Source organism: Herbaspirillum sp. GW821-FHT09A12 (assembly GCF_059418325.1).
On record NZ_JBWKPR010000002.1, the window covers coordinates 791490 to 803063 of the forward strand.

The 11574-nt window shown below is 61.4% G+C and carries 10 protein-coding genes; 1 reads left to right on the forward strand and 9 read right to left on the reverse strand.

The features are described from left to right. Nucleotides 1-7: 7 nt before the first annotated feature. The 9 genes from bamA to rpsB all read right to left on the reverse strand — a co-directional run bounded on the left by bamA (nucleotide 8) and on the right by rpsB (nucleotide 10378). Complete coding sequence (gene bamA / locus AC07N6_RS08605; protein ID WP_494779891.1) at nucleotides 8-2383, reverse strand: outer membrane protein assembly factor BamA; 2376 nt, start codon at nucleotides 2381-2383, stop codon at nucleotides 8-10. 191 nt (nucleotides 2384-2574) lie between these two features. Further along, entirely contained in the window at nucleotides 2575-3948 is a 1374-nt protein-coding gene (gene rseP / locus AC07N6_RS08610) for an RIP metalloprotease RseP (RefSeq protein WP_494779892.1), read from the reverse strand. Further along, complete coding sequence (gene ispC / locus AC07N6_RS08615) at nucleotides 3945-5117, reverse strand: 1-deoxy-D-xylulose-5-phosphate reductoisomerase (protein ID WP_494779893.1); 1173 nt, start codon at nucleotides 5115-5117, stop codon at nucleotides 3945-3947. Before ispC ends, rseP begins: the two co-directional genes overlap by 4 nt. Nucleotides 5118-5142: 25 nt before the next feature. Beyond that, nucleotides 5143-5970 carry a phosphatidate cytidylyltransferase gene (locus tag AC07N6_RS08620; protein WP_494779894.1) on the reverse strand — a complete coding sequence of 276 codons (828 nt, stop codon included), beginning with the start codon at nucleotides 5968-5970 and terminating at the stop codon, nucleotides 5143-5145. Beyond that, on the reverse strand, nucleotides 5970-6728 hold the full coding sequence (gene uppS / locus AC07N6_RS08625; protein WP_494779895.1) for a polyprenyl diphosphate synthase: 759 nt from the start codon (nucleotides 6726-6728) through the stop codon (nucleotides 5970-5972). Before uppS ends, AC07N6_RS08620 begins: the two co-directional genes overlap by 1 nt. 198 nt (nucleotides 6729-6926) lie before the next feature. Next, on the reverse strand, nucleotides 6927-7487 hold the full coding sequence (gene frr, locus AC07N6_RS08630) for a ribosome recycling factor (RefSeq protein ID WP_494779896.1): 561 nt from the start codon (nucleotides 7485-7487) through the stop codon (nucleotides 6927-6929). Between the two features lie 127 nt (nucleotides 7488-7614). Then, nucleotides 7615-8331: a UMP kinase gene (pyrH, locus tag AC07N6_RS08635; protein ID WP_050466893.1), complete on the reverse strand. Its 717-nt coding sequence runs from the start codon at nucleotides 8329-8331 to the stop codon at nucleotides 7615-7617. A 275-nt stretch (nucleotides 8332-8606) separates the two neighbouring features. Next, nucleotides 8607-9494 carry a translation elongation factor Ts gene (gene tsf / locus AC07N6_RS08640; RefSeq protein WP_494779897.1) on the reverse strand — a complete coding sequence of 296 codons (888 nt, stop codon included), beginning with the start codon at nucleotides 9492-9494 and terminating at the stop codon, nucleotides 8607-8609. A gap of 140 nt (nucleotides 9495-9634) precedes the next feature. After that, nucleotides 9635-10378: a 30S ribosomal protein S2 gene (gene rpsB, locus AC07N6_RS08645; protein ID WP_141915339.1), complete on the reverse strand. Its 744-nt coding sequence runs from the start codon at nucleotides 10376-10378 to the stop codon at nucleotides 9635-9637. Nucleotides 10379-10666: 288 nt separating this feature from the next. Here rpsB and map point away from each other — a divergent pair, with 288 nt between their 5' ends. Beyond that, a complete protein-coding gene (gene map / locus AC07N6_RS08650; RefSeq protein ID WP_494779898.1) occupies nucleotides 10667-11491 on the forward strand; it encodes a type I methionyl aminopeptidase in 825 nt (274 codons plus the stop codon). Nucleotides 11492-11574: the final 83 nt, after the last annotated feature.

Consider the following 11574-nt stretch of genomic DNA (forward strand, 5'->3'; position numbering starts at 1 on the left):
TTCAAACTTAGAAGCCGGTACCCAGTTGGAACTGGAAGGATTGGGACTTGTCGCCATCCTTCAGGTTCAACGGTTTGCCGAAGCTCAGTTTCAGAGGCCCGATCGGCGACACCCAGCTGATGCCGACACCGGCAGAATAGCGCAAGTCGTTGAACTTGATATTCTGGCCGTCGGCGAAGACGTTGCCGCCGTCAAAGAACGTGAACCAGCGCAAAGTACGATCCTGGCCCGAACCCGGGAACGGGAATTGTAACTCCGCATTGGCATAGAAACGAGAGGCGCCGCCCATGGAGTCGCCATACTGGTCCTTCAGGCTGCCCAGCGACGATGCTTCATAACCGCGCACGGTGCCGATGCCGCCGGCATAATAGTTCTTGAACACCGGGTACGGCTTGCCGCCAAAGCCGCGGCCGTAGTCCAGCTCGCCGTTCAGCGCCAGCGTCACCGCCTTGCTGAAGAAAGGCTGGAAATACTGGTGTTGGTAGCTGGCGCGGTAGTACTTCAGCGTCCCCAGGGACGAGACTTCCATGTTGGCGCGCATGTACTGGCCGGTGGTCGGCACGAGCGCGCTGTCGCGGCCGTCGCGTTGCCACGCGATGGTCAGCGGGATGCTGGTGGTGCGGGCACTGCCGACACCGCAATCGTTGCTAGTCGAGGTCACATCGCATCCCGCGCCGCCGGCGCCGCCGAAATCGCGCACATACTGGCGATACAGCGAGGGGCTGGTGGTGTCGGTGCTGACGTCGGTATTTTCGACGCCCACGCCGAAGAACACGCGATCCAGTTCCGAGAACGGCACGCCGAACTTGACGCTGCCGCCCAGGGTCTTCACGCGGTAGTCGCCGGTCGCATACACCGATGGGCGGATCGTGCGCAGATAGACTTCATAGGTGCGGCTGATGCCGTCGTCGGTGAAGTAGGGGTTGGTAGTCGACACCGAGATCGTGCGATAGCGCGAGCTGGTGTTGACTTCGACGCCGACGGTGTTGCCGCTGCCGAAGGCGTTTTCCTGCGAAATCGAGCCGGTCAGGCTGAGCTTGTCCGATTGCGAGAAGCCGGCGCCCAGCATGATGTTGCCGGTCGGCTTTTCTTCCACCTTCATGTTGACGTCGACCTGGTCGCTGGTGCCGGGGACTTCCGGCGTTTCAAGCGTGACTTCCTTGAAGTAGCCCAGGCGGTCCACACGGTCGCGGGAGAGCTTGATCTTCTCGCCGTCGTACCAGGAATCCTCGAACTGGCGGAATTCGCGGCGGATGACTTCATCGCGGGTCTTGGTGTTGCCGGCGATGTTGACGTGGCGCACATACACGCGCTTGCCCGGATCGACCATGATGGTGAAGGCGACTTCCTTCTTCTCGCGGTCGACATTCGGGTTGGCGTTGACGTTGGCGAAGGCGTAACCGAAGTTGCCCAGGCGCTCGCCGATCTTCTTGGTGCTGTCGGTCAGCTTGGAGCCGGAATAGATATCGCCCGTCTTCAACTGCACCAGCGAGGCCAGTTCCTGGTCCATCCCGAACATCTCGCCTTCGAGCTTGATGCCGGAGACGGTGTACTTCTCGCCTTCCTTGATGTTGACGGTGATGTAGATGTCTTTCTTGTCCGGCGTGATCGATACCTGGGTGGATTCGACCTGCATCTCCAGGTAGCCGCGGTCCAGGTAGTACGAGCGCAGGGTTTCGATGTCGCCCTGCAGCTTTTCCTTGGAATACTGGTCGGCCTTGGTGTACCAGGTGAACCAGCCCGGTGTGGTCAGCTTGATCTGGTCGCGCAGCGTGCCGTCGGAAAACACCTTGTTGCCGACGAAATTGATCTGCTTGATGCGCGAGACTTCGCCCTCATCCACGGTGAAGCTGATCGCCACGCGATTGCGCTCGACCGGGGTCACCGTGGTCGACACCTTGGCGCCGTACAGGCCGCGCGACAGGTATTGGCGCTTGAGCTCCTGCTCGGCGCGGTCGACCTGCGAGCGGTCGAAGATGCGGGACTCGGCGACGCCGATTTCCTTCAGCGCCTTGGTCAGCTGTTCCTTGTCGAATTCCTTGATGCCGGAGAAGTCGACGCTGGCGATCGCCGGGCGCTCGACCACCTGCACCACCAGCACATCGCCTTCGGACTCGATGCGCACGTCGCGGAAGAAACCGGTGGCGTACAGCGCCTTGATCGCCGCGGTACCCTTTTCATCGGTGAAGGTGTCGCCCACCCGCACCGGCAGGTAGCTGAACACGGTGCCGGCTTCGGTACGCTGGATACCCTCGACGCGGATGTCCTTGACCACGAACGGCGTCACAGCCATGGCTTGGCTGGAGCACAGGGCGAATACGGCTGCTGCGATCAGGCGACGGGAAAGGGTCGGAATGGGATGGTGCGCAGGGTGTATTTTCATCTATCGTTCATCAACAGTGTTTTCGCCTCGGCACTGCCTGACAAGATGCTGGCAAGCAATTGAAAACGGATTCCAGATCCATTGCCAATTGCTTAACAACTGCCATGGGGGTTGGCCGGCAAATGTAAAAAATCCGGTCTTTCTTGCAAACCTTGGCGATTTCACTCGTCAAGGCCCGCAACAGCCCGGATTTATCCTTGAAACATCAGGCGCGCGATGTCGTTGAATGCAGCCACAAGCATCAGTGCCATCAGTATTCCCAGGCCGGCGCGCTGCGCGATTTCCCCAAACCGCTCGGGAACGCGTCGCCCTGTCAAAATCTCCAGCGCATAATACAGCAAATGACCGCCATCTAAAACCGGGATCGGCAAGAGATTCATCACGCCCAGGCTGATACTGATAAAAGCCAGGAAACTGAGGTAGCTGACCAGGCCCACGCGGGCGGTCTGGCCCGCATAATCGGCAATGGTGATCGGGCCGGTAATGTTCTTCCACGAGACCTGGCCGACGATCATCTTGCCGATCATCTTGACCGTCATGATACTGGTGTCCCAGGTGCGGCGCGCGCCCTTGACCACGGCTTCCAGCGGGCCGTCGCTGATGGTCGCCATCTCGGGCGCCAGCGGCACTTCAACCTTGATGCGGCCGATCTGCTTGCCCGAAGCGCTGTCGGCCACGCTGTCGGGAACCAGCGCCACATCGAATGCGGAAGTCCCTCTTACGCCATGCAGCACCAGGCGCTTGCCCGCCGACTCGCGCACCTTTTCGACGAACGCCAGGCCATCCCTGACCGGCTCGCCGTCGACCGCCAGGATCTTGTCCCCGGTCTGCAGGCCGGCCGCTTTGGCCGGGCCGTCGAGAATCTTGCCCAGCACCGCCGGCGGCCGCGCCAGCGCCAATCCCAGCGTGGCCAGGAAGTCGCCTTCCAGGTCGCCGCTGCCCACTTCATTCAGGCGCAACGTGACGGTATTGAGCAGCTTGCCCTGCCCGTTCGGGTTCGGGCGCTCGACATCGACCCGGGCATCGGCCTTTTCCAGCACCGATTGCATCAGCTTCCAGCGCACTTCCGACCACACATGCACCGGCTCGCCATTGATGGCCGTGATGCGGTCGCCGCCGCGCAAGCCGGACTGGTAAGCCGCCGTCGGCTCCGCCGCCGCACGCAGCGTGGGCACCGGCTCGGGTATGCCATGCATGTACAAGCCCGCGAACAGCAGGATCGCCAGCAGGAAGTTGGCCGCCGGGCCGGCCGCCACGATGGCGATGCGGCGCCATACGGACTGGCGGGTGAATTCGCGCTTGAGGTCTTCTTCGGGAAGGTCTTCCAGGTCCTGCTCGCGCGCGTCGAGCATCTTGACGTAGCCGCCCAGCGGCAGGATGGACAAAGCCCATTCGGTCTGGTCCCGGCCGAACCGGCGCGACCAGACGACGCGCCCCATTCCTACCGAGAAACGCAATACCTTGACGCCGCACCAGCGGGCCACCAGGTAGTGTCCCAGTTCATGCACCACCACCAAGGTGCCGAGCGCGACGAAAAACGCGATCAGGGTATGCAGCAACGTCATTGTGAAATCAAGGCCTCGGCATGGGCGCGGGCGGCGGCATCCTGTTCCAGCAGCGTGCCGACATCCGCCGCCTGCCGGTTGGGAACCGCGGACATCACCCGCTGGATCAATTGGTCGATCATCCTGAACCCGATCTTGCGGTCGAGGAAGGCTTGCACGGCGACTTCGTTGGCGGCGTTCAACACCGCCGCCAGCGTGCCGCCGGCGTGCAAGGCATCATACGCCAGTTTGAGGCAGGGAAAGCGGCCGAAATCAGGTTGACTGAACGACAACTGGGCGATCTGCGCCAAGTCCAGCGGCGCCACGCCCGATGCGATGCGGTCGGGATAGGCCAGGGCCGATGCGATCGGAGTGCGCATATCCGGATTGCCCAACTGCGCCAGCACCGACCCATCCAAATACGAGACCATCGAGTGGATCACGCTTTGCGGGTGGATCACCACCTCGATCTTGTCAGCCGGGGCGCCGAACAGCCAGTGCGCCTCGATCACCTCCAGCCCCTTGTTCATCATGGTGGCCGAATCGACCGAAATCTTGCGCCCCATCACCCACTTCGGATGCGCCACCGCCTCTTCCACGGTCACCTCGTTGAGCGTGGCGACATCGCGGGTAAGAAACGGGCCGCCGGACGCGGTCAACAGGATCTTTTCCACGCCGTGCGCCGGCATTGAACGGGTGTAGCCCGGCGGCAAGCATTGGAAGATGGCATTGTGTTCGCTGTCGATGGGCAACAGGCAGGCGCCATGCGCCGCCACCGTATCCATGAGCAACTGGCCCGAAATGACCAGCGCCTCCTTGTTGGCCAGCAGGATCTTCTTGCCGGCCTTGGCCGCGGCCAGGGTCGACGCCAGCCCCGCCGCGCCGACGATGGCGGCCATCACCATATCGCAGCCCTGCGCCGAGGCGATATCGCATAATGCCTCGGGGCCATAGGCGATGTCGGTCGGCACCCCCTTGGCGCGCAGCAACGCACTCAATTCGGCGGCGGCCGCGGCCGAACCCACCACCGCCACCTGCGGGCGGAAGCGTTCGCATTGCGCCGCCAGTTCCGCCACACGCGCATGGGCGCTCAAGGCATAGACACGATAGCGGTCGGGATGGCGGGCAATGACGTCGAGTGTGGAAACGCCGATGGAACCGGTGGAGCCGAGGATACTGATGGACTGCATGAGATTTCCGGATTTGTTAAGACGCTCAGGCTGCCGCCAGCCAGAGGTCGATCAGCGCCGCCAGCGGCAGCACCGGGATCAGCGCGTCAATACGGTCCAGCACGCCGCCATGGCCTGGCAGCAGGTTGCTGCTGTCTTTCATGCCGGCGCGGCGCTTGAGCTGCGATTCGAACAGATCGCCCACCACGCTGGCCACCACCATGACGCTCAGCACGGCCACGAAGCCCAGCCAGCCCCAGCGGTCATACAGGTGCAGCTGGAAGGTCTCGCCCAGGCCGACCGACATCGCCACCGCAGCCGAGATCACCAGCACCGCCAGCCAGCCGCCGATGGCGCCTTCCCACGACTTGCCGGGGGAAATCGATGGCGCCAGCTTGTGGCGGCCGAAGCCCTTGCCGGCAAAATAGGCGCCGATGTCGGCCACCCAGACCACCGCCATCACCGACAGCAGGTACAGCGGCGAACGCAGGAACAAGTCGACGATGGCGACAAAGCAGCCCAGGATGGACAGCATGTAGGTGCCATTGAGCAGGCGGTTGGCGAACGCCTCGGCCTTGGGCAGGCCCAGGCCCAGCGCCGGCACGAAACGTATCGCCCACAGCATCACGCACAGGACATACAGCGGGCGCACGCTGGGCAGGCCGCTGAAAAACAGGATCACGCTGAACGCCAGCGTCCACCCCACCGCCCACACCGCGGGGCGCGGGCTCTTGAACAGGCGAAAGCATTCCCAGGCGCCGGCGGCAAAAAACACCAGCACCACCATCGCAAATGCGGGGAAATAATCGAAATACAGGACAGGCAACAGGATTGCCAGCAGGATCAACGCCGTGATGACACGCGTCTTGAGCATCAGGAAGCCTTTTTCTGGTCCAGCACTTGTGCGCTGGTGCGCCCGAAACGGCGCTCGCGTTGTTGGTACGAGGCAATGGCCAGGTCGAGCGCCGCGGCATCGAAGTCCGGCCAAAAGGTATCGGTGAAATACAGTTCGCTGTACGCCAGCTGCCACAGCAGGAAATTGGAAATACGCTGTTCGCCGCCGGTCCTGATGAACAGGTCCGGCTCGGGCGCATAGGCCATTGCCAGGTAAGGCGCCAACTGCCCTTCGGCAAAGTCGTGGGTGCCGGGATTGTCCCGGGTCATGCGGGACACCGCCTGCATCACGTCCCAGCGGCCGCCGTAGTTGGCGCATACGGTCAGGGTCAGGCGATGATTGTCAGCGGTTTGCGCCTCCGCCCGCAGCGCCATTTCCTGCAGCTTGGGGTCGAAGCGGCTCATGTCGCCGACGATCTTCAGGCGAATCCCATTGACCGCCATCTTGCCGACTTCCCGCTCCAGCACCGTCATGAACAGGCGCATCAGCACCGACACTTCGTCGGCCGGACGGCGCCAGTTCTCGGAACTGAACGCAAACAAGGTCAGGAATTCGACGCCGCGCACGGCGCAGGCTTCGACGATGGCGCGCACCGCATCCACGCCTTTGGCATGGCCGGCCACGCGCGGCAGGAAGCGTTTGGTTGCCCAACGTCCATTGCCGTCCATGATGATGGCAATATGACGCGGAACCGCGGAAATATCCGGAACCGCAAGAGTTGAGCTTTGATGCTTCATGAAGAATTATTTAGTGCATTAATGGCTTTCGGCCGCACCATGGTAGCGGGACATGGGGACTTTGACAAACCTGGGAACCGGGAATATCCCGCCTCATGCCATCGGCGGCTTCGCCGCACATTTCCTTATTGTCTTTACTTCTGCGGCATGCTGCCGGCCCAGCCGGCAACAACCGCATGCAAGCCCTGCACGACGGGATTACACCGTCATCACATCCTTTTCCTTCTCGCTCACCAGCTTGTCGATCTCGGCGACGAACTTGTCGGTCAGCTTCTGGATTTCGTCCTGGCCGCGGCGCTCGTCGTCTTCCGACGCCACCTTGTCCTTGACCAGCTTTTTCAGGCCTTCATTGCCTTCGCGGCGGATATTGCGGATCGCGATCTTGGCGTCCTCGGCCTCGCTCTTGACCAGCTTGACCATTTCCTTGCGGCGTTCTTCGGTCAGCGCCGGCATCGGCACGCGAATCAGTTCGCCGTGGGTAGCCGGGTTCAGCCCCAGGTCGGATTCGCGAATGGCCTTTTCCACTGCGCCCACCATTTTCTTTTCGTACGGCTGCACGCCAATGGTGCGGGCATCGATCAGGGTCAGGTTGGCCACTTGCGACAGGCCGGTCGGGCTGCCGTAGTAGTCCACCATCACCTGGTCCAACAAGCCGGTATGGGCGCGGCCGGTGCGAACCTTGGCCAGGTTGGCCCTCAAGGTCTCGATCGACTTGCTCATCTTCTGTTCACTGTTCTTCTTGACCTCAGCGACACTCATGCTGCTCTCCTAATTTGATGCAATAACTTATCTTGAATGCAAATGCCCAATGCGGGGGCATTGTAAACGGGAATGCCGGCGCGTGGCCGGTTTGCTTGCCGCCGGCGCATGGAACCCATTCAGGTTCTCAGACGTGCACCAGCGTACCTTCGTCCTCGCCCATCACGACGCGCTTGAGGGCGCCCGGCTTGATGATCGAAAACACCTTGATCGGCAACTTCTGGTCGCGGCACAGCGCGAATGCCGTGGCATCCATCACCTGCAGGTGCTTGGCGATGGCCTCGTCGAACGAGATCGAGGCATAGCGGGTGGCCGACGGGTCCTTCTTCGGGTCGGCGGTGTAGACGCCGTCCACCTTGGTGGCCTTGAGCACGATCTGGGCGCCGATTTCCGAGCCGCGCAACGCAGCCGCGGTGTCGGTGGTGAAGAAAGGGTTGCCGGTGCCGGCGGCGAACACCACCACCTTGCCCTCTTCCAGGTATTGCAGCGCCTTCGGGCGCACGTAGGGCTCGACCACCTGTTCGATGCCGATGGCCGACATCACGCGGGCCGTCAGGCCGGCCTGACGCATGGCGTCGGCCAGGGCCAGCGAATTCATGACGGTGGCCAGCATGCCCATGTAGTCGGCGGTCGCGCGGTCCATCCCTTGCGCGCCCGGCGCCACGCCGCGGAAGATGTTGCCGCCGCCGATGACGATGGCCAGCTCGATACCCAGTTTGCTGATTTCTGCCACATCCGCGACCATGCGTTCGATGGTCGCACGATTGATACCGTAGGCGTCGTCGCCCATCAGTGCTTCGCCGGAAAGTTTGAGGAGTACGCGCTTATAAGCAGGTGTTGTCATTGCAGGGCTCCGTGTTCTATCCGATTTGAATTATTGCTTGTTGATTGGCCTGCTTTTTTTCGCCTGGGCGGGATGGCGCGTTCCCGCCGCGAAAAACCGCGGACACTTGCATGCCGGTACTGCTGCGCCAGTTTTTCCTACAATCGATCAACGCCTATTGCCGCCTTGCCTGGTGGATGGATCAGCCAAAGCCATGACAATAGATGCCGCCCACCCCAAAAGTTCCGGCCGGGCTTAAAAAAACGGGCCTCTCGGCCCGCTTTCTTTTACAACGCTTACTGGGCTTGTTTCGCCGCAGCCACTTGCGCTGCCACTTCGGCAGCGAAATCGTCCTGCTTCTTCTCAATGCCTTCGCCCACCACGTACATCACAAAGGACTTCACGGTGGAGTTCGCGGCCTTGAGCATCTGCTCGACGCTTTGCTTGTCGTTCTTCACGAAAGCCTGGTTGAACAGCGACACTTCCTTCAGGTACTTTTGCACCGAACCTTCGACCATCTTGGCGGCGATGTCGGCCGGCTTGCCGGATTCAGCAGCCTTCAGGGAGGCAACCGAACGCTCCTTCTCGATCAGGTCGGCCGGAACTTGCTCGGACGACAAGGCCACCGGCTTCATGGCGGCGATGTGCATTGCCACATCCTTGCCGACTTGCAGGTCGGCGCCGTCGAACTCGACGACCACGCCGATACGGGTGCCGTGCAGGTAGGACACCAGCTTGGCAGCCGACTCAAAGCGCTGGAAGCGGCGGAACGACATGTTTTCGCCGATGCGGCCGATCAGTTCGGTACGCAGTTCTTCCAGGGTCTTGCCGTCAGGCAGCTTGCAGGCGCCCAGGGCGGCCACGTCGGCCGGGTTCTGCTCGGCGACCAGCTTGGCAGCTGCTTCAGCCAGGCCGATGAATTCTTCGTTCTTGGTCACGAAGTCGGTTTCGCAGTTGACTTCGATCAGGGCGCCGACATTGCCGTTGATGTAGGTCGCGACCACGCCTTCGGCGGTGATGCGCGAGGAAGCCTTGGAGGCCTTGCTGCCCAGCTTGACGCGCAGGAGCTCTTCAGCCTTGACCAGATCGCCGTTGGCTTCGGTCAGTGCCTTCTTGCATTCCATCATCGGCGCGTCGGTCTTTGCGCGCAGTTCGCCCACCATTGCTGCGGTAATTGCCGCCATACTATTTCTCCTGACTTGATGGCGCGCTGCCCGAGGCAACGCGCCTTGATCCAACATTAGCTCGAAAATCGACTCAAAAAAAAGGGGCCACTGCGCGTATCGCTGTCACCCCTTTTTGTACTGCACCAGCGAAAGCGGAATTACGCCTGTTCACTGACCTCGACGAACTCGTCGCCCTTGACGGCTTCGACCACTTCGTTGACGGCATTGGCACGGCCTTCCAGCACGGCGTCAGCCACACCGCGGGCGTACAGCGCGATCGCCTTGGCGGAGTCGTCATTGCCCGGGATGACGTAGGTCACGCCTTCTGGCGAGTGGTTGGTATCGACCACGCCGATGACCGGGATGCCCAGCTTGGCGGCTTCGGTGATGGCGCCCTTGTGGTAGCCGACGTCGATCACGAAGATCGCGTCAGGGATGCCGCCCATATCCTTGATGCCGCCGATGGACTTCTCCAGCTTTTCCTTTTCGCGGCTGAACAGCAGCGCTTCCTTCTTCGACAGCTTCTCGACCGAACCGTCTTCGATGGCAGCTTCCATGTCCTTCAGGCGCTTGATCGAGGTCTTGATGGTCTTGAAGTTGGTCAGCATGCCGCCCAACCAGCGCTGGTCGACGTAAGGCACGCCGGCGCGTTGCGCTTCGGCAGCCAGGATTTCGCGCGCCTGGCGCTTGGTGCCGACAAACAGGATGGTGCCGCGATTGGCCGACAGTTGACGCACGTACTTTTGCGCCTCCTGGTACATGCCCAGGGTCTTTTCCAGGTTGACGATGTGAATCTTGTTGCGATGACCGAAAATGAACGGGGCCATCTTGGGGTTCCAGAAGCGGGTTTGGTGGCCGAAGTGGACACCGGCTTCCAGCATTTCACGCATGGTAACGGACATGAATTTCTCCAGGGTTAGGTCTGGAATCCGCTCGGTCATCCGGCTCATGCAGCCAGACACCCTTTGGCGAACGGATTCGCGTTTCAAAAATACATTTCAATAAGGCAACATGCAGCTTACGCCAATCACATTGCCCTCCAACCTGATTTCAGGTTAGCCCGAGATTGTACTTAACTACGCCATTTTATTCAAGCATCACTTCAACATGGCATACCTGCCTGCCGACGCGCCGGCAGCCTCTCGACTATAATCCCTACTTGACGATTTTCCTGCGAATTACGATACAACATGGGCAACATCACCATCAAGACCGCTGAAGACATCGAAGGCATGCGCGTGGCCGGCCGCCTGGCCGCCGAAGTACTGGACTACATCGCCCCCTTCGTGAAACCCGGCGTGACCACCGGCGAAATCGATCGCCTGTGCCACGAGTACATGACAAATGTGCAAGACACCATCCCGGCCCCGCTCAACTATTGCCCGCCCGGCTACACGCCCTACCCCAAGGCCATTTGCACCTCGCTGAACGACGTGATCTGCCACGGCATCCCGGGCGACAAGGTGATGAAGAACGGCGACGTGCTCAATATCGACATCACGGTCATCAAGAACGGCTACCACGGCGACACCAGCCGCATGTTCTACCTGGGCGAACCGTCCATCCTGGCGCGCCGCCTGACCGACATCACCTATGAATGCATGTGGCTGGGCATTTCCAAGATCAGGCCGGGCGCGCACCTGGGCGACATCGGCCACGTCATCCAGCAGCATGCCGAAAAGGCCGGTTACAGCGTGGTGCGCGAATTCTGCGGCCACGGCATCGGCAAGGTGTTCCATGAAGAACCGCAAGTGCTGCACTATGGCCGCCCCGGCACGCTGGAAAAGTTGCAGGCCGGCATGATTTTCACCGTCGAGCCGATGATCAACGCCGGCCGCCGCGAAATCCGCGAAATGGGTGACGGCTGGACCATCAAGACCAAGGATCGCAGCCTGTCGGCGCAGTGGGAACATACGGTGCTGGTCACCGAGACCGGTTTTGAGGTGCTGACGGTTTCGCCCGGCATGCCGGCGCCGCCCGCCTTCATCCAGAACCTGGCGACGGCGCCCGCCTAACCCTTTATCCAACCGGCTGCCACCTCCGGCGGAAATGACGATGAGCGACAATTTGGCCATCGCCATTTCCGCCGCAGCGTTTC